The organism is Streptomyces sp. NBC_00457, assembly GCF_036014015.1.
Taxonomy (GTDB): domain Bacteria; phylum Actinomycetota; class Actinomycetes; order Streptomycetales; family Streptomycetaceae; genus Streptomyces.
This window is the reverse complement of record NZ_CP107905.1, coordinates 5,543,304-5,561,773: the sequence shown is the minus strand read 5'-3', so window position 1 is coordinate 5,561,773 and position 18,470 is coordinate 5,543,304. Positions and strand designations below refer to the sequence as shown.

At 67.8% G+C, this 18,470-nt stretch carries 13 protein-coding genes; 9 read left to right on the top strand and 4 right to left on the bottom strand.

What is annotated here, in order from left to right; translation table 11 throughout:
* Positions 1–75 precede the first annotated feature (75 nt).
* A complete protein-coding gene (gene rpsF, locus OG828_RS25260; RefSeq protein ID WP_016644628.1) occupies positions 76–366 on the bottom strand; it encodes a 30S ribosomal protein S6 in 291 nt (96 codons plus the stop codon).
* Between the two features lie 263 nt (positions 367–629).
* Between rpsF and OG828_RS25255 the strand changes: the two genes are divergently transcribed.
* From OG828_RS25255 to OG828_RS25245, 3 genes are all read left to right on the top strand, one after another.
* Positions 630–941 carry a hypothetical protein gene (locus tag OG828_RS25255; RefSeq protein ID WP_210573517.1) on the top strand — a complete coding sequence of 104 codons (312 nt, stop codon included), beginning with the start codon at positions 630–632 and terminating at the stop codon, positions 939–941.
* A 167-nt stretch (positions 942–1,108) separates the two neighbouring features.
* The gene (gene femX / locus OG828_RS25250) at positions 1,109–2,230 is read left to right on the top strand and encodes a peptidoglycan bridge formation glycyltransferase FemX (protein WP_328361095.1); all 1,122 of its coding nucleotides are present in this window, start codon (positions 1,109–1,111) and stop codon (positions 2,228–2,230) included.
* Between the two features lie 65 nt (positions 2,231–2,295).
* Positions 2,296–3,327 carry an alanine racemase gene (locus tag OG828_RS25245; protein WP_328361092.1) on the top strand — a complete coding sequence of 344 codons (1,032 nt, stop codon included), beginning with the start codon at positions 2,296–2,298 and terminating at the stop codon, positions 3,325–3,327.
* Positions 3,328–3,406: 79 nt separating this feature from the next.
* Here the strand turns inward: OG828_RS25245 and OG828_RS25240 are convergent, their stop codons facing one another.
* The gene (locus OG828_RS25240) at positions 3,407–4,924 is read right to left on the bottom strand and encodes a glycosyltransferase family 87 protein (RefSeq protein ID WP_328502400.1); all 1,518 of its coding nucleotides are present in this window, start codon (positions 4,922–4,924) and stop codon (positions 3,407–3,409) included.
* 121 nt (positions 4,925–5,045) lie between these two features.
* The gene (locus OG828_RS25235; protein WP_328502399.1) at positions 5,046–7,733 is read right to left on the bottom strand and encodes a transglycosylase domain-containing protein; all 2,688 of its coding nucleotides are present in this window, start codon (positions 7,731–7,733) and stop codon (positions 5,046–5,048) included.
* Positions 7,734–8,117: 384 nt separating this feature from the next.
* Between OG828_RS25235 and OG828_RS25230 the strand changes: the two genes are divergently transcribed.
* The 4 genes from OG828_RS25230 (at position 8,118) to OG828_RS25215 (ending at position 11,931) form a co-directional block, all read left to right on the top strand.
* Positions 8,118–8,798: a PadR family transcriptional regulator gene (locus tag OG828_RS25230; RefSeq protein WP_328502398.1), complete on the top strand. Its 681-nt coding sequence runs from the start codon at positions 8,118–8,120 to the stop codon at positions 8,796–8,798.
* A gap of 44 nt (positions 8,799–8,842) precedes the next feature.
* Positions 8,843–9,925, top strand: coding sequence for an inositol-3-phosphate synthase (locus tag OG828_RS25225; protein WP_328361079.1), 1,083 nt, complete (start codon positions 8,843–8,845; stop codon positions 9,923–9,925).
* A gap of 79 nt (positions 9,926–10,004) precedes the next feature.
* Positions 10,005–11,267: an MFS transporter gene (locus OG828_RS25220; RefSeq protein WP_328502397.1), complete on the top strand. Its 1,263-nt coding sequence runs from the start codon at positions 10,005–10,007 to the stop codon at positions 11,265–11,267.
* A 121-nt stretch (positions 11,268–11,388) separates the two neighbouring features.
* The gene (locus OG828_RS25215) at positions 11,389–11,931 is read left to right on the top strand and encodes an LppU/SCO3897 family protein (RefSeq protein ID WP_328502396.1); all 543 of its coding nucleotides are present in this window, start codon (positions 11,389–11,391) and stop codon (positions 11,929–11,931) included.
* A gap of 102 nt (positions 11,932–12,033) precedes the next feature.
* Here OG828_RS25215 and OG828_RS25210 read toward each other — a convergent pair whose 3' ends face one another.
* Positions 12,034–13,500, bottom strand: a complete 1,467-nt coding sequence (locus tag OG828_RS25210) for a CCA tRNA nucleotidyltransferase (RefSeq protein WP_328361070.1) — start codon at positions 13,498–13,500, stop codon at positions 12,034–12,036.
* 286 nt (positions 13,501–13,786) lie between these two features.
* Here OG828_RS25210 and OG828_RS25205 point away from each other — a divergent pair, with 286 nt between their 5' ends.
* Positions 13,787–16,177, top strand: coding sequence for a DUF6049 family protein (locus tag OG828_RS25205; RefSeq protein WP_328361067.1), 2,391 nt, complete (start codon positions 13,787–13,789; stop codon positions 16,175–16,177).
* Positions 16,178–16,221: 44 nt separating this feature from the next.
* Positions 16,222–18,462: a murein biosynthesis integral membrane protein MurJ gene (murJ, locus tag OG828_RS25200; protein WP_328361064.1), complete on the top strand. Its 2,241-nt coding sequence runs from the start codon at positions 16,222–16,224 to the stop codon at positions 18,460–18,462.
* Positions 18,463–18,470 lie beyond the last annotated feature (8 nt).

The window sequence follows — 18,470 nt, the reverse complement described above, 5'->3', positions numbered from 1 at the left end:
GGAACCTCTCGGCGGGTTTGCTGCTGGCTGCTTGGTGCTGCTACTCGAATCCCGAAATCAGCTGAGCGGGAGTGCTCAGTGCATCTCGGGGCGGAGGACCTTGGTCCGGAGGACCGACTCGTTCAGGTTCATCTGGCGGTCGAGCTCCTTGACGACCGCAGGCTCGGCCTGCAGGTCGATGACCGAGTAGATGCCCTCGGGCTTCTTCTTGATCTCGTACGAGAGACGACGACGGCCCCAGGTGTCGACCTTCTCGACCTTGCCGTTGCCCTCACGGACGACGGAGAGGAAGTTCTCGATCAGGGGGGAGACAGCGCGCTCCTCCAGATCGGGGTCGAGGATGACCATCACCTCGTAGTGACGCATGTGGAACCCACCTCCTTTGGACTCAACGGCCACGGTCGTTCCGTGGCAGGAGGGTTGTGATGCGTACGCAACGGTATCGGCCACCACTGACAATCGGGGTTCCCCTCGGGATTCCGAGCCGTGGCATGGGCAGACACCAGTGCAGAGGGTACAGAGTACCCGCACACCGGCTTCCGGTTGAAATCCGGCCGCCGACACCGACAATCTGTACACATCGGGTGTGTATGGCGCTACGATGCGCCGTCTTCCGCAGGAGGTGCCCTATGGCACAAGCATTGCGACCCAACACCGTCGGAGGCCTGTTCGCCACCGACGGCAAACCCCACCCGCTCCAGGACACGCTTCTCGCGGTGACCCTGGTGCTGGGCATCATCTCCTTCGTCACAGCGATGTTCCACAGCCTGCACCTGCTGAGCTCCTGGACAGGCTTGGTGGGGATCATCACCGGCGCCTACGGGCAGTGGATCTCGGAGACGACCCGCGAACGCTTCGGTCTGATCCTGGGCCTCGGCGCCTCAGGGGTCGGCTTCTTCCTCGGCATGGCGCACGGCGGTCTCTTCGGCGGGGTCTTCTGACGCCACCGCCACTGTCTCCTCAACACCGCACCACGCGCCGGCGGCCAACAGGCCGGTGCGAAGCTTCCGTAGGCCCAGTCGGGGCGCCCGCAAGGCGCAGTAGGCTTCGGCGCTAGAGCCGGAGCCCCTGTACCCATGGGGACACACCAGCCCGAGGAGCGCCCCGAATGAGCCTGACCCTGAGGACGATCAGTCGCGAGCAGCATCTGGCATACATCCAGAGCCTGCCGGCGGCGAGCCACATGCAGGTCCCGGCCTGGGCCGAGGTCAAGGCGGAGTGGCGCTCCGAGAGCCTCGGATGGTTCGACGACCGCACGGGTGAATTGGTCGGCGCGGGGCTCGTCCTCTATCGGCAACTGCCCAAGATCAAGCGCTACTTGGCCTATCTGCCCGAGGGCCCGGTCATCAACTGGTTCACGCCGAATCTCACCGAGTGGCTGGAACCGATGCTCGCGCACCTCAAGCAGCAGGGTGCCTTCTCCGTGAAGATGGGCCCGCCGGTGATCATCCGGCGCTGGGAGGCCGGCTCCATCAAGCAGGGCATCCAGAACCCGGATGTGAAGCGCCTGCGCGACATCGAGGCCGACTTCATCGAACCGCGCGCCTTCGAGGTCGCCGACAAGCTCCGCCGTATGGGCTGGCAGCAGGGGGAGGACGGGGGCGCCGGCTTCGGTGACGTACAGCCCCGATACGTCTTTCAGGTGCCGCTGGCCAACCGCTCCCTGGAAGACGTCCACAAGAACTTCAACCAGCTCTGGCGCCGCAACATCAAGAAGGCCGAGAAGGCCGGCGTCGAGGTCGTCCAGGGCGGCTATCACGATCTCGAGGAATGGCAGCGGCTGTACGAGATCACCGCTGTGCGCGACCACTTCCGGCCCCGCCCGCTGTCGTACTTCCAGCGCATGTGGACGGCCCTCAACACCGAAGACCCCAACCGCATGCGGCTGTACTTCGCGCGCCACAACGGTGTGAACCTGTCGGCCGCGACCATGCTGATCGTCGGCGGGCACGTCTGGTACTCCTACGGCGCGTCCGACAACATCGGCCGCGAGGTCCGGCCCTCGAACGCGATGCAGTGGACGATGCTGCGCGACGCCTATGCGCTTGGCGCCACCGTCTACGACCTGCGCGGTATCTCCGACTCGCTGGACGAGACCGACCACCTCTTCGGCCTGATCCAGTTCAAGGTGGGCACGGGCGGCCAGGCCGCCGAATACCTCGGTGAATGGGACTTCCCGCTCAACAAGCTGCTCCACAAGGCGCTCGACATCTACATGTCCCGCCGCTGACGCACCACAATTTGCTTTCACATCTCTGATACACCGCAGCCACGAGAAAGGTTCCAGGTCCGGCCATGGCGCTCACGCTTTACGTCGACACCGCGCGCTGGCGGGCGCATCACAAGCACGTGCAGGAGCAGTTCCCGGGCCTTGTCCCGGTCTGCAAAGGCAACGGCTACGGCTTCGGACACGAACGGCTCGCCGAGGAGGCCACGCGGCTGGGCTCGGAGGTCCTCGCTGTCGGCACGACGTACGAGGCCGCGCGCATAAAGGACTGGTTCGGCGGTGACCTGCTGGTGCTGACGCCGTACCGGCGTGGCGAGGAGCCCGTTCCGCTGCCCGACCGGGTCATCCGCTCCGTCTCGTCGATCGACGGCGTGTACGGCCTCGTGGGCGCCCGGGTGGTCATCGAGGTGATGTCCTCGATGAAGCGGCACGGCGTGAACGAGCAGGACCTGCCGCAGTTGCACGCCGCCATCGAGAACGTCCGCCTGGAGGGCTTCGCCATCCATCTGCCGCTGGACCGCACCGACGGCTCGGACGCCGTCGAGGAAGTCATCGGCTGGATGGACCGGCTACGGGCGGCCCGTCTGCCGCTGCACACGATGTTCGTCAGCCACCTCAAGGCCGAGGAACTCGCCCGCCTCCAGCAGCAGTTCCCGCAGACCCGCTTCCGTGCCCGCATCGGCACCCGGCTGTGGCTGGGCGACCACGAGGCCACCGAGTACCGGGGCGCGGTCCTGGACGTCACCCGCGTCTCCAAGGGCGACCGCTTCGGCTACCGGCAGCAGAAGGCGGCCTCGGACGGCTACCTGGTGGTCGTGGCGGGCGGTACGTCGCACGGGGTGGGTCTGGAAGCCCCGAAGGCGCTGCACGGCGTCATGCCCCGCGCCAAGGGCGTCGCCCGCGCCGGCCTCGCCACCGTCAACCGGAACCTCTCGCCGTTCGTCTGGGGCGGCAAGCAGCGGTGGTTCGCCGAGCCGCCGCACATGCAGGTCTCCATCCTGTTCGTGCCCGCGGACGCCCCGGAGCCGACGGTCGGCGACGAGCTGGTGGCCCATCTACGGCACACCACCACACAGTTCGACCGGCTCGTCGATCGCTGAGCAACGGCGCCGCAGCAGAAAAGGCCGTACACGGAATCACCGTGTACGGCCTTTTGCGTAGTCCGCGTCCGCCGTTCGCTCAGAGCGAACGCCCCTCCGGTGGCCCGGGGCGCGCGCTGCCCCACTCCACCTGAGCTCCTTCGAACTGAGCGGCGTGCCGCGGTGGATGGGCTGCAGCCCCGAGCACGAAGACGTCCTCAGCACCGTCGAGAACGCCTCCCGAGGGGTCGTCGTCGCCGGCCCTGCGCACCACGTCGCGTTCCGGCATGAGGATGTCGCGCACGATCACCGCGCACAGGTACAGCGTCCCCAGCAAGTGCACGCCGATGGCCCAGTGGTAGCCGTCGGTCGGAAGGCCCTTGTGGGCGTCTCCGCTGGTCGTGTAGGCGAGGTACAGCCAGATGCCCAGGAAGTACGCCACCTCGCAGGCCTGCCAGATCAAGAAGTCCCGCCACTTCGGCCGGGCCAGGGCGGCCAGCGGGATCAGCCACAGGACGTACTGCGGCGAGTAGACCTTGTTGGTGAGGATGAAGGCCGCGACGATCAGGAAGGCGAGTTGAGCGAAGCGCGGCCGGCGCGGTGCGGTCAGCGTGAGCGCCGCGATGCCCGCGCAGCACACCAGCATGAGCAGCGTGGCGAGCGTGTTGACGGTGTCGGTGCTGAGCGGGTTGGACGTGTTCTGGGCCATGATCAGCCAGAAGGAGCCGAAGTCGACGCCCCGCTCCTGGCTGAACTCGTAGAACTTCGACCAGCCGTCGAAGGCGAACAGCATCACCGGCAGGTTCACGACCAGCCAGGCGACGACCGCCCCTCCCAGTGCCGTGCCGAACTCCCGCCATTTGCCCGCGCGCCAGCAGAGCACAAGCAGCGGCCCGAGCAGCAGGAAGGGATAGAGCTTGGCGGCCGTGGCAAGCCCCAGGAGGACGCCGAAGGCGAGCGAGCGGCCCCGCGACCACATCAGCATCGCCGCGGCCGTCAGAGCGACCGCCAGAAGGTCCCAGTTGATAGTGGCGGTCAGCGCGAAGGCAGGCGCCAGAGCGACCAGCAGACCGTCCCAGGGCCGCCGGGCGTGCGTACGGGTCACACAGACGGCGATGACGACGGCGCACACCATCAGCAGCCCGGAGTTGACCATCCAGTACCACTGCTCCTGGTCCTGGATGGTGCCGCTGCCGGGCGTGAGCCAGGCGGCCACCTCCATGAACACTCCGGTCAGCACCGGGTACTCGAGGTACTGCATATCGCCGGAGAGCTCGTCGAAGTACGGCACGAGCCCGTCGGCGAAGCCGCGCCCCTGGTAGAGGTGCGGGATGTCCGAGTAGCACGCGTGCGTGTACTGCGAGCTGGCGCCGAAGAACCAGGCGCCGTTGTAGCAGGGCGCCTTCTGGACCAGGCCGAGGGCGAACATGCCGATCGCCACCAGCGCGACGATCCGCACGGGGGTCCACCAAGACGTCCCGAGGAGGGCGCGTCGGCCGATGGGGCCGCCGATCAGCTCACTGCCGGTGGCCGCGACCTCATCGGTCTTGGTCGGCGGGACCGGGTCCGGCTCGTGCACGCTCGCTTGCGTCGATTCTGCGCTGGGCATAGGGCACATCCTGCCGTACCGACCTAGGAATACGCCGAGGGCCGCCGCACCTCGTGGGTGCGGCGGCCCTCGTTTCACGTGAAACATCCGGGTGTTTCACGTGAAACAGTCACACCGGACGATCCGGTGGCTAACCCGTTGAGCCTCCGAGAAAGCCCCCGTTGCCATTGCCGTTGTTTCCGCCCTCGTCGCCCGTATCTGTGGGCGTCGGTGAGGCCGTCACACCACCATCCACGCCTCCGTTGTTCGCACCGCCCGTCTCGGTGCCGCCGTCCTCACAGCCGAAGAAGCCACAGGTCTCGCTCTCCGTGGGCGTGGGCGACGGCAAGGGCTGACTGGGCGTCGGAGTCGGCGTCGGGCTCTCCTCCTGCGTTTCCGTGATGGTGGGAGTGGGGGTCGGCGTCGGCTCGTTGATGACCTTGCCGATGGGCTTGGGCGTCGGGAAGTCGATCGCAGGCTCCCCCTTCAGCGCCGCTTCCATGTAGTCGTGCCAGATCTCGGCCGGGAACGAGGCACCGTGGATCGACTCCTGGTCACCTGTGCCGTACATCTCCAGGAACGTGCGGTTCTTCTTGGACTCATCGTCGTCGTACCGGAACATGGTGATCGACGTGGACAGCTGCGGTGTGTAGCCGACGAACCAGGCGGACTTGTTGCCGTCGGTGGTACCGGTCTTGCCGGCCACATCGCGCCCGGTCAGCTGAGCCTTGGTACCCGTTCCGCCATCGACGACCGTCTTCAGGACGTCGGTGACGTTGTCGGCGACGTCCTCGGTGAACGCCTCCTCGGTCTTCGTCTCGTGCGTGAAGATCGTGCCGTCCTTGCTCGTCACCTTCTCCACGGAGAACGGTTCACGCTGCTTGCCGCTGGCCGCGAACGTGGCGTACGCACCCGCCATACGGATCGCACTGGGGTCGGAGGTACCGATGGAGAACGTCGGGTAGTTGGTGCCGGCCAGGCTGTCCTCCTTGAGGCCCGCGTTCATGGAGGCCTCCTTCACCTTGTCCAGGCCGACGTCCATGCCGAGCTGCACAAAAGCGGAGTTCACCGACTCCCGCATCGCCTCACGGAGATCGATCTGGTAGTCGGGCGGAGTGCCGTACGACTCGTCGCCGTCATTGACCTGCAGCCACTCCTTGCCCTTCTCGTTCTTCCAGACCTCTCCGGTGTAATCCTCGATCTTCAGCTTGTTCTTGCCGCTGAACAGGCTCTTCGGGGACACCTGGGTCCGCTCGTCCTGCGCCTGGGTCGGACCCAGATCCGGATCCCGTACACCCCACGTCATCGCTGCCGCAAGCACGAACGGCTTGAACGTCGAACCGACCTGGGCGCCGGTGACGTCGGCGTTGTTGGTGAAGTGCTTGGTCGCGTCCTCACCGCCGTAGATGGCCTTGATCGCGCCGGTCTTCGGGCTGATGGAGGCACCGCCGAACTGGACGTGAGTGTCCGTCTTCGGGCGCTTCTTGGGGTCGATGTTGGCCTTCTGGACCTTCTTGACCGAGTCCTCGAGCTCCTTGACCTTCCTCTTGTCGAAGGTCGTGTAGATCGAGTAGCCGCCCTTCTGCAGGTCGTCCTCAGTGATCTTCGTGTTGTTGACCAGATACGCCTTGGCCAGGTCGACGAGATAGCCCACCTGGCCGCTCAGCGCGGCGTTCGAACGCGGACTCTGGGTCTTGGGAAGCTCGGTGTACTTGGCCCGCGTCGCGGCATCCAGATGGTCGTACTCGACCATCTTGTCCAAGGTGTCCTGCATCTGGATCTTTGCGCGCCGCTTGTTCGCCTCGGCACTGGCCCCGACCGGGTCGATGGAGGGCGAACCCGCCGGGTCGTAGTACGTGGCGCCCTTGAGCGTCGCTGCCAGGAAGGCACACTCGCCTTCGTTCAGGTCGAAGGCGTCCTTGTTGAAGTACGCGCGTGCGGCCGCCTGGATGCCGTAGGCCCCGCGGCCGTAGTAGCCGGAGTTCAGGTAGCCGGCCATGATCTCGTCCTTGGAGAGCTTCGCTCCCACCTTGATCGAGACGAAGATCTCCTGGAACTTCCGGGAGACGGTCTGCGACTGGTCGTTGAGCATCGCGTTCTTGACGTACTGCTGGGTGATCGTGGATCCACCCTGCGTCTCGCCGCCCCTGGCCATGTTGAACACGGCCCGGCCGATGCCCTTCAGGTCGATGCCGTTGTCGGAGTAGAAGGTCTTGTTCTCCTGGGAGATGACCGCGTACTGCATCGCCTTGGGGATCTGCGAGAGGTTGACGATCTGGCGGTTCGTCTCGCCACCCGTGGAGACCATCTCGCTGCCGTCGGCCCAGTAGAAGACGTTGTTCTGCGCCTCGGCGGTCTTCTGGATGTCGGGGACGCCCACCATCGCGTAGCCGATGCCCGCCACGGCCACCAGGCTGCCGAAGAAGCCGATGCACAGGCCGGAGACGAGCTTCCAGGAGGGCACCCAGCGGCGCCACCCGTACTTACCGGCCCGGGGGTAGTCGACGAGCCTCTTCCGGCCAGGAGGAGCCGGTCGCCCTCTTCCTCGTCCAGGACCGTTCGGACCGCCGGGGAGGGCGCCTCGGCCGCCCCGGCCGGGGTCGGCCGCTCTGCGGCGGCCGCCTGTGCTTCTCTGGGCCGCACGCCGGGCCTCGGCGCGGCCGCCGTACGGCCGCTCCTCTGCTCCCGACCCGGAACCCGACCCGTACGAGTCGGAAGGAGACCCGGTTACGCCCCGCGGTGCCGCGCGGCGGCCGGTGGGCAAGCTGGACTGGCCGCGTCGGGCCGCGGCACGTCCGCCTCCCTGCGGCTGCGGCGGTTTGCGACGGTGCTCGCTCATCGAACGACTACTCCTAGGGCAGGCGCACCGTGGCGCGCCTGGAAACGGCGGCAGGTTTCCGGTCCCCCCGAAGTACGGATGTGGTCGGTCCTGCATTCACCCGTACTGCACCGGGGACGAGGACGCCCCCAGACGTCACTCGGTTCCCGGTGGTCTGCATGCCGCACAGACTACGCACCGTCAAAACCCACCTAGCGCCGAAGTTCACCCCAAAACCGGCAACTTACTTCCTACGAATCGGTGATGTGATCCCGTTCACCGTCCTCCCTCTTGTCCCATCCGGAAGGCCGTTCTATCGTCTGGATGTATCGAGTCGATACATCAGCTCGGCATAAGGACCGTCAGGGCGCCCGTCGCACGGGCCGCGGCAGAGAGGAGGCGACGATGAGCCGGCGTTCCGGGATCCTCGAGTTCGCCGTACTCGGCCTGCTTCGCGAATCCCCGATGCACGGATACGAGCTGCGCAAACGACTCAACACGTCACTGGGTGTGTTCCGTGCGTTCAGCTACGGGACGCTCTATCCCTGCCTCAAGACGCTGGTCGCCAACGGCTGGTTGATCGAAGAGCCGGGGAACACCACCGAGGACGCCCTCGCCGCGCCCCTCACCGGCCGCCGCGCCAAGATCGTCTACCGGCTGACGGCGGAAGGTAAGGAGCACTTCGAGGAACTGCTCTCGCAGACCGGGCCCGATGTGTACGAGGACGAGCACTTCGCCGCTCGCTTCGCCTTCTTCGGGCAGACGTCGCGCGACGTACGCATGCGCGTACTCGAGGGGCGACGCAGCCGGCTGGAGGAGCGCCTGGAGAAGATGCGCGCCTCTCTGGCGCGCACCCGGGAGCGCCTCGACGACTACACGCTCGAGCTCCAGCGCCACGGGATGGAGTCCGTGGAGCGCGAAGTGCGCTGGCTGAACGAGCTCATTGAAAGTGAGCGGGCGGGCCGGGACCTGAAGGGTCCCGCCCACGGAGAAGCCGCTCGCGACACCACAGAGGGAGCGCCGGGCGTCCTGCCCCGGCCCGGGGACGCCCCCGGGCCGGATACGCCCGGCGACACCACCACGTGAGACCCCTGCCAGGGCCTCACTCGTACACACAGGGAGCAACCGGAATGGGTTCGGTTCGCGTAGCCGTCGTCGGCGTGGGCAACTGCGCCGCGTCGCTGGTGCAGGGAGTCGAGTACTACAAGGACGCCGATCCGGCGTCGAAGGTGCCCGGCCTCATGCACGTGCAGTTCGGCGAGTACCACGTCCGTGACGTGGAGTTCGTCGCCGCGTTCGATGTCGATGCCAAGAAGGTCGGCCTCGACCTCGCGGACGCCATCGGCGCCTCCGAGAACAACACCATCAAGATCTGCGACGTGCCGAACACCGGTGTGACCGTCCAGCGCGGCCACACCCTCGACGGCCTCGGCAAGTACTACCGCGAGACCATCGAGGAGTCCGCCGAGACCCCGGTCGACGTCGTCCAGATCCTCAAGGACAAGCAGGTCGACGTCCTCGTCTGCTACCTGCCCGTCGGTTCCGAGGACGCGGCGAAGTTCTACGCCCAGTGCGCCATCGACGCCAGGGTGGCCTTCGTCAACGCCCTCCCGGTCTTCATCGCCGGCACCAAGGAATGGGCGGACAAGTTCACCGAGGCGGGCGTGCCGATCGTCGGCGACGACATCAAGTCGCAGGTCGGCGCCACCATCACGCACCGCGTCATGGCGAAGCTGTTCGAGGACCGCGGCGTCGTCCTCGACCGCACGATGCAGCTGAACGTCGGCGGCAACATGGACTTCAAGAACATGCTCGAGCGCGACCGCCTCGAGTCGAAGAAGATCTCCAAGACGCAGGCCGTCACCTCCCAGATCCGCGACCGCGACATGGGCGCGGACAACGTCCACATCGGCCCGTCCGACTACGTGGCCTGGCTGGACGACCGCAAGTGGGCGTACGTCCGACTCGAGGGCCGCGCCTTCGGTGACGTCCCGCTGAACCTGGAGTACAAGCTCGAGGTCTGGGACTCCCCGAACTCCGCCGGCGTCATCATCGACGCCCTGCGCGCCGCGAAGATCGCCAAGGACCGCGGCATCGGCGGCCCGATCCTGTCGGCGTCGAGCTACTTCATGAAGTCCCCGCCGGTCCAGTACTACGACGACGAGGCCCGCGAGAACGTCGAGAAGTTCATCCAGGGTGAGGTCGAGCGCTAAAGACCCAGGTCCAGCCCGATGGTGAGGGTCCCCGAGGCATTCCGCCCGGGGACCCTCCCCGTATGTGAGGCTGTGCCCCATGGCCGTCGTCCGTGACCTGCGCGTCCTCCTGCGCTTCCAGGGCTTCCGGCGCCTGCTCGCCGTACGCCTGCTGTCCCAGGGGGCCGACGGCGTCTACCAGGTCGCACTCGCTTCCTACGTCGTCTTCTCGCCGGAGAAACAGACGTCGGCCGCCGCGATCGCCTCCGCGATGGCGGTCCTGCTCCTGCCGTACTCCCTGGTCGGCCCCTTCGCCGGCGTCCTGCTGGACCGCTGGCGCCGCCGTCAGGTCCTCCTGTACTGCAGCCTGCTGCGCGCCCTGTTGGCGACGGCGACGGCCGCCCTGATCGTCAGCGACGTCCCGGACTGGCTGTTCTACGTCTCCGCCCTGTGCGTCACCGCCGTCAACCGCTTCGTCCTGTCGGGCCTGTCCGCCGCGCTGCCGCGCCTTGTCGACGCCGACCGGCTGGTGATCGCCAACTCCCTGTCCCCGACCGCCGGAACGCTCGCCGCGACCGCCGGCGGCGGCCTCGCCTTTCTCGTACGACTGCTGGGCGCCGACTCCGACGCGGCCGTGGTGCTGCTGGGCGCCGTGCTGTATCTGTGCGCCGGGCTGGCTTCGCTGAGCATGGCCCGCGACCTGCTGGGTCCCGACCGGGAGCTGGTCCAGCCCCGTCTCACCACCGCACTGTCCGGCACCGCACGCGACCTGGCGGCAGGTGTACGTCATCTCGCCGCGCCGCAGCGCCGGCAGGCGACGTGGGCACTGTGCGCGATGACGATGATGCGGTTCTGCTACGGCGCCCTGACGGTCATGCTGCTGATGCTCTGCCGGTACGCCTTCACGTCCACCTCGGAGGACGGACTCGCCCTGCTGGGACTGGCGTTGGGCATTTCCGGTGCCGGCTTCTTCGCGGCGGCGGTCCTGACGCCCTGGGCGGCGGGACGACTCGGCCCCGGCCGCTGGATCGTCGTGTGTGCCGCGGCGGCCGCGGTGCTGGAACTCGCCCTCGGCCTGCCCTTCGCCGCGGCTCCCATGCTGGTCGCGGCATTCGTCCTGGGCCTCAGCACGCAGGGGGCGAAGATCGCCACGGACACGATCGTGCAGTCCTCGGTCGACGACGGCTTCCGCGGTCGCGTCTTCTCCGTGTACGACGTCCTGTTCAACGCCGCCTTCGTCGGCGCCGCCGCGGTGGCCGCCGTGATGCTGCCGCCGGACGGCCGGTCGGCGGCGCTGGTGGTCACGGTGGCCGTTATCTACGGGGCAGTTGCCGCCACTATGGCCCGCTTTGGACGCCAGTAAGTGTCACATCAGTGCCACAGAGTCCCTGTCGGATACGGAGTTGTCAGTGGAGGCCGATAGCTTACGTGCGTCTTATTTCGACGCCATGTCCGCGTCACGCATCCTTTTCAGGGGGACCCCAGTGACAACTCCGCCGCCCCAGGGCCAGAACCCGTTCGCGCAGGGCCAGAACCCTTACGGCCAGCCGCAGGGCCAGGCTCCGTACCCGCCCCAGGGCGGCTATCCGCAGCAGCCGGGCCAGCCCGGCGTCCCCCAGCAGCCGGGCTTCCCGCAGCAGGGCGGCTCGCCCTACGCGTCGGTCCCGCCGCAGCCGTCCGGCCGCAAGCTCAGCTTTAAGACGATCAAGAACATCGTGATCGGCGTGGTGGTCATTGGCGTGATCATCGGCGGCTTCCTTGCCAGCCGGGATGACGCCAACAGCGCCGCGGTGGGCGACTGCATGCACCGCGGCAGCACCAGCAACAGCAATCCGGACCTCGAGGTCGTCGAGTGCGGCTCTGCGGACGCCCAGTACGTGGTGCTGGCCAAGATCGAAGGCTCGTACACCACTGACGCCGTGGCCAGCTCCAAGTGCGAGGCCAAGGCCAAGGACTTCCAGTACGTGTACACCGAGAGTGGCGACGGCAGTGACTTCCTGCTCTGCCTGAAGGACTACGCCAAGTAGGGCAGACATCGAGAGGGGCGATGTTTCACGTGAAACATCGCCCCTCTCGTGCGTTCTGAACGGGGTCATGTTTCACGTGAAACATGACCCCGTTCCACAACCTCAGCCCTGCTCGGCCCACCACTCCTTGAGTGCCGCCACCGCCGCGTCATGTTCCATCGGCCCGTTCTCCAGCCGAAGCTCCAGCATGTGCTGGTACGCACGCCCGACGACCGGCCCCGGTCCGACTCCCAGGATCTCCATGATCTGGTTGCCGTCGAGGTCGGGGCGGATCGCGTCCAGCTCCTCCTGCTCCTGGAGTTGAGCGATGCGGTCCTCCAGTCCGTCGTACGCCCGCGCCAGGGCCGCCGCCCGGCGCTTGTTGCGGGTCGTGCAGTCCGAGCGGGTCAGCTTGTGCAGGCGGTCGAGGAGAGGGCCGGCATCACGGACGTAGCGGCGGACAGCGGAATCCGTCCACTCTCCGGTGCCGTAGCCGTGGAAGCGGAGGTGGAGTTCGACCAGACGGGAGACATCCTTCACGAGCTCGTTGGAGTACTTCAGCGCCGTCATCCGCTTCTTGGTCATCTTCGCGCCGACCACTTCGTGGTGGTGGAAGGAGACCCGGCCATCGCTCTCGAAGCGACGAGTGCGGGGCTTGCCGATGTCATGCAGCAGCGCGGCGAGGCGGAGGGTGAGGTCGGGGCCGTCGTCCTCGAGCGCGATCGCCTGTTCCAGAACGATCAGCGTGTGGTCGTAGACATCCTTGTGCCGGTGGTGCTCGTCGCGCTCCAGTCGGAGTGCCGGGAGCTCCGGCAGTACATGGTCGGCGAGTCCGGTGTCGACCAGCAGCGTCAGCCCCTTGCGCGGGTGCGCGGCAAGGATCAGCTTGTTCAGCTCGTCCCGGACCCGCTCGGCCGAGACGATCTCAATGCGCCCGGCCATCTCGTTCATCGCCGTGACGACCTCGGGAGCCACCTCGAAGTCGAGCTGCGCGGCGAAGCGTGCGGCCCGCATCATCCGCAGCGGATCGTCCGAGAAGGACTCCTCCGGTGTGCCCGGAGTACGCAGCACACGCTCCGCGAGGTCCTCGAGTCCACCGTGTGGGTCGATGAACTCCTTCTCCGGAAGCGCGACCGCCATCGCGTTCACCGTGAAGTCGCGCCGGACGAGGTCCTCCTCGATGGAGTCGCCGTACGACACCTCGGGCTTGCGTGAGGTCCGGTCGTACGCCTCGGACCGGTAGGTGGTCACCTCGATCTGAAAGCGTCGATCAGAATCTCCGACGCGAGCGTCCTTCTGCACCCCGACGGTCCCGAAGGCGATCCCGACCTCCCACACGGCGTCCGCCCACGGACGCACGATCTTCAGTACGTCCTCGGGGCGGGCATCGGTCGTGAAGTCAAGGTCGTTGCCGAGCCGGCCGAGCAACGCGTCCCTGACCGATCCGCCGACCAGAGCGAGTGAGAACCCGGCTTTCTGGAAGCGGCGGGCGAGGTCGTCGGCGACAGGAGCGATCTGCAGCAGTTCACTCACCGCGCGGTGCTGCACCTGGCTCAGGGCACTGAGGTTGTCTTCGTTGGCGTTCGGCACAACAGAAGAGGGTACGTGGCCCGGGCGACCCCGAGCGCCCCCATTAAAAGGGGGAAGACATCACAGCCCAAAGCGGACGGACACCTCGCCTCCCTGATATGCGCACAAGATCTGTCCGTGCGGCGAGCGGAGACGCTCCTCCTTTATACGGGCACATACGGGACAGCCCGGTGCCGTCCACCGATCTTGTGGAGCGGTCCGCGGCACTTCCCCTCAGCGCGCATCGTTACCATGCGTGGGCGGACATTCCGACGACCACTGACGACGACGAGGGACGGACGAGCGCGTGGCCGAGGCGGCAGAATTCCAGGGGACCAGTCCCTCACCTGCCCGCCGGTGGCTGCGGCGCACGGCAGCACTGCTCGCCGGCGCGCCCCTGCTGACCGGGCTGCTCCAGCTGCCCGCCGCCACGCCTGCGGACGCCGCCGGACAGACTTCCCTGAAGGCCGCCTCCGGCTCGAGCACGGTGGCCATCGCCGTCGACTCGCTCACCCCCGTCGCCCCCGCCGAGGGCGACACCCTGACCGTCTCCGGCACGGTGACCAACAACGGCAAGCAGGCCGTCACCGGCGCCGAGGTCGATCTGCGTCTGGGCCCCCGGCTGACCACCCGCTCGTCCATCGACAGCGCCGCCCAGCGCACCGGCTACCAAGTGGGCGCCGACGGCTCACCGGTCGGCGGTGAGTACGTCGAGGAGTTCTCGAAGCTCACGCCCGGCGTCTCCGAGCACTTCAGCATCTCCGTGCCGGTCGACAAGCTGGATCTCGGCGCGGACGGGGTCTACCAGTTCGCCGTCTCACTCTCCGGCGAGACGTCCGCGCAACCGTGGGACCAGGTGCTCGGCATCCAGCGGACCTTCCTGCCCTGGCAGTCCGGCGAGGCCGACACCAGGACGAAGACAACCGTCCTGTGGCCCCTCATCTCCACGGTCCATATGACGGCGGAGACGGGATCGAACGAGCAGCAGACTCCGGTCTTCCTCAATGACGATCTGGCCAAGGAGATCTCCCCGGGCGGCCGGCTGAACCAGCTCCTGTCCCTGGGCAAGAACCTCGACGTCACCTGGGTGATCGACCCGGACCTGCTGGCATCGGTCGACGCGATGACGCGCGGCTACCGGGTGAAGAACGAGGACGGCACGACCACGGCCGGGGCCCATCAGGCGGTCGCGAAGAAGTGGCTCGCCTCGCTGCAGGAGGCGGTCGTCGACAAGGAGGTCGTCGCTCTTCCCTTCGCCGACCCGGACCTGGCCTCCATCGCCCACAGCGGCACCAGCGTCACCGGCTCGCTGAGCCACCTCAAGGAAGCCACCGACGTCGTCGCCGGCACCGTCGAGACGATCCTCCACGTGGAACCGGTCACGGACTTCGCCTGGCCCGTGGACGGCGCCGTCGACCCGTCGATCGTCAAGGTCGCCACCTCGGCCGGAGCGGACAAGGTGATCGCGCGCAGCGACAGCCTGGAGGAGACGGGCGGACTGCCGTACACGCCCTCGGCGGCGCGGCCCATCGGCGGAGGCATCACCGCGGTGGTCGCGGACACACGGCTGTCGACGGCCTTCCAGGGCGATCTGACGAAGGCCTCGGCCTCCACGCTGGCCGTGCAGAGGTTCCTCGCCCAGAGCCTCACGATGAACCTCCAGACGGACAAGCAGCGCAGCGTCGTCGTCGCCCCGCAGCGCATGCCGACGGCACGGCAGGCCCGGGCGATGGCCGAGGCGGTGACAGCGCTCCAGGGCGGCGCCTGGTCCGAGTCCCAGGAGCTCACGGCCGCCGCAGCAGCCGAGCCGGACGAGGGCGCCACCACGAAGGTGCCGTCGAGTTCCGCCTACCCCGCGTCCCTGCGGAAGCAGGAGCTGCCCCGGTCGGCCTTCCAGCAGATCGCGACGACGCAGGACAAGCTCGACAAGTTCAAGGTGATCCTCAACGACCAGTCCCGTGTCGTGACCCCCTTCGGGCGGGCAATGAACCGCGAGATGTCCACCTCCTGGCGCGGCCGGGCCGAGGAGGCGAAGAGCTTCCGCGAGGACGTGGAGAAGTATCTCGACAGCCTCGCCGGCCAGGTCACGCTGATCGACAAGTCCGAGACCAAGCTCTCCGGACGCAGCGCCACCATCCCCGTCACCGTGCAGAACAACCTGGTGCAGGGCGTCGACCACCTGGTTCTGCGGCTCACGTCGACAAGCCCGAACCGGCTCGAGATCGGCGGCGATTCCTACGAGGAACAGCCCGTCACGGTCTCCGGCGGCCACAGCCAGACGGTGAAGTTCACCACCTCGGCCAAGGCCAACGGCCGCGCGACGGTGATCGCCCAGCTGTACACGGAGGACGGCCAGCCGTACGGCTGGCCGGTCACCTTCGACGTGAAGGTCACCGAGTTCACGGCCACGGTCATGCTGGTCATCGGCGGTGGTGTCCTGCTGCTCGTCCTCGCCGGCTTCCGGATGTACACCCAGCGCAAGCGCGCCGCCGCCCGCGAGGCCGACGGAGACGGCCCCGACGAGGCGAGCGAAGGCGACGACACCCCGCAGAACCCCGAGGGCCCCGAAGACCGTCTCCAGGAGGAGTCCGGCACCCGGACCCGGGCAGGCGACCCGGAGCAGCCGAGTGACCCGGCACCGGACACCCCAGCGGAAAGCGCAGACCCGTCCGGCACGGGTGAGAGAGTGGACCGTTGAGGATGTCGTGGCCGGTGGGCCCGGGACGATGAGGTGGGGTAACCATGAACGCGCCGCACGACGGTGACCGCGGCCAGGCCGCGGGCAACTCGGGGCACCCCGAGGGCCCGCCGCCCGAGCACGGCCAGGTGCCGCCGCAGCCCCCCGCGGACATGTACCTCCAGGACGCCTACGACCAGGATCCCTACCGGGCGCAGGACCTGTCGGCCCAGGACCCGGTCGCCGAAGCGCTCTACGACCGCGCCGCGCACCCCCCGCCGCCCCCCGGCACCTATCCGCCGCCGCAACAGCTCTACGCCCAGCCGCCGCAGTCCCCGTACCCTCCCGACCCGCGCGTCTGGGCCCAGACCCCGCCCCCCGAACCGGACGGCCCGACGCAGTACCTGCCGTACGGCGACGATCCCCGCACCACCCAGTACGTCGGCGTCGACGACCTCGTCACCCACTCCTCCGAGGAGCGCCACGAGCCGGACGCCTTCGCGCATCTCTTCCGGGACCAGCAGCAGGGCAGCGGCCATCCGCAGTACGAGGCCGCGTCAGTACCCGGCCAGTACCCGGCGCAGGGACAGTACGGCCAGTACCCCGCGGCGACCCCGCCGCCGCCCGCGCCTGAGGCCCCCGCTCCCGCGCCCGCCGCGGCGGCGACCAAGAAGGGCGGCCGGGCGGGCGGTCTGCTGAAGTCCAGCGCCGTGATGGCGGCGGGCACGATGGTGTCCCGCCTCACCGGCTTCATCCGCTCCGCGCTGATCGTCTCGGCGCTGGGCGTCGGCCTCCTCGGTGACACCTTCCAGGTCGCCTACCAGCTGCCGACGATGATCTACATCCTCACCGTCGGTGGCGGCTTGAACTCCGTCTTCGTGCCGCAACTCGTGCGGGCGATGAAGGAGGACGACGACGGTGGCGAAGCGTACGCCAACCGACTGCTGACCTTGGTGATGGTGGCGCTGGGCGCGCTCACCGCGCTCTCGATCTTCGGCGCACCCCTGCTGATCCGGCTGCTGTCCGACTCCGTCGCCGGCGACCCTGCTGCCAACCAGGTCGGCGTCACCTTCGTCCAGTACTTCCTGCCCTCGATCTTCTTCATGGGCATCCACGTGGTGATGGGTCAGATCCTCAACGCGCGCGGGAAGTTCGGCGCGATGATGTGGACGCCGGTCCTGAACAACATCGTCATCATCATGACGCTCGGGATGTTCATCTGGGTCTACGGCACCGCCGAGCACTCCGGCATGACAGTCACCAACATTCCGCCGGAGGGGCAGCGCCTCCTCGGCATCGGCGTCCTCCTCGGCCTCGTCGTACAGGCGCTGGCGATGATCCCGTATCTGCGGGAGACCGGCTTCCGGCTGCGGCTGCGCTTCGACTGGAAGGGCCACGGCCTCGGCAAAGCCGTCACGCTCGCCAAGTGGACGTTCCTGTTCGTCCTCGCCAACCAGGCCGGCGCCCTAGTCGTCACACAGCTGTCCACCGCGGCGGGCAAGGAATCCCCCCTCGACGGCACCGGCTTCGCCGCCTACGCCAACGCCCAGCTGATCTGGGGCCTGCCGCAAGCGATCATCACAGTCTCGCTGATGGCTGCCCTGTTGCCGCGTCTCTCGCGTTCGGCCGCAGAAGACGACAGCGGGGCTGTCCGGGACGACATCTCCCAGGGCCTGCGGACGACGGCCGTGGCCATCGTCCCCATCTCCTTCGGGTTCCTGGCTCTGGGTATCCCCATGTGCACGCTGATGTTCGGCTCCTCGGGCACGAGCGAGGCCACGAACATGGGCTTCATGCTGATGGCCTTCGGCATCGGCCTGATCCCGTACTCCGTGCAGTACGTCGTCCTGCGTGCCTTCTACGCCTACGAGGACACCCGCACCCCCTTCTACAACACGGTCATCGTGGCCGCCGTCAACGCCGTCGCCTCGGCCGCCTGCTACTTCGTCATCCCGGCCCGCTGGGCCGTGGTCGGCATGGCGGCCTCGTACGGCCTGGCCTACGCGATCGGCGTCGGCGTCGCCTGGAACCGGCTGCGCAAGAAGCTGGGCGGGGACCTCGACGGGACTCGCGTGATGCGGACGTACGCCAGACTGTGCATCGCCTCGGTGCCCGCGGCGCTGCTCAGCGGCGCTGCCTGCTATGGCATCAGCCGCTCGCTCGGCCAGGGCGTCGTCGGTTCCTTCGCCGCGCTCCTCGCCGGCGGAGCCGTACTGCTGGGCATCTTCTACGTAGCGGCCCGTCGCATGCGCATCGAGGAGCTCAACTCGCTCGTCGGCATGGTCCGCGGGCGTCTGGGGCGCTAGGGCTGGGG

Coding starts and splice junctions, on each gene's coding strand:
- rpsF (WP_016644628.1), bottom strand. CDS start 366: ATGCGTCACTACGAGGTGATGGTCATCCTCGACCCCGATCTGGAGGAG.
- OG828_RS25255 (WP_210573517.1), top strand. CDS start 630: ATGGCACAAGCATTGCGACCCAACACCGTCGGAGGCCTGTTCGCCACC.
- femX (WP_328361095.1), top strand. CDS start 1,109: ATGAGCCTGACCCTGAGGACGATCAGTCGCGAGCAGCATCTGGCATAC.
- OG828_RS25245 (WP_328361092.1), top strand. CDS start 2,296: ATGGCGCTCACGCTTTACGTCGACACCGCGCGCTGGCGGGCGCATCAC.
- OG828_RS25240 (WP_328502400.1), bottom strand. CDS start 4,924: ATGTGCCCTATGCCCAGCGCAGAATCGACGCAAGCGAGCGTGCACGAG.
- OG828_RS25235 (WP_328502399.1), bottom strand. CDS start 7,733: ATGAGCGAGCACCGTCGCAAACCGCCGCAGCCGCAGGGAGGCGGACGT.
- OG828_RS25230 (WP_328502398.1), top strand. CDS start 8,118: ATGAGCCGGCGTTCCGGGATCCTCGAGTTCGCCGTACTCGGCCTGCTT.
- OG828_RS25225 (WP_328361079.1), top strand. CDS start 8,843: ATGGGTTCGGTTCGCGTAGCCGTCGTCGGCGTGGGCAACTGCGCCGCG.
- OG828_RS25220 (WP_328502397.1), top strand. CDS start 10,005: ATGGCCGTCGTCCGTGACCTGCGCGTCCTCCTGCGCTTCCAGGGCTTC.
- murJ (WP_328361064.1), top strand. CDS start 16,222: ATGAACGCGCCGCACGACGGTGACCGCGGCCAGGCCGCGGGCAACTCG.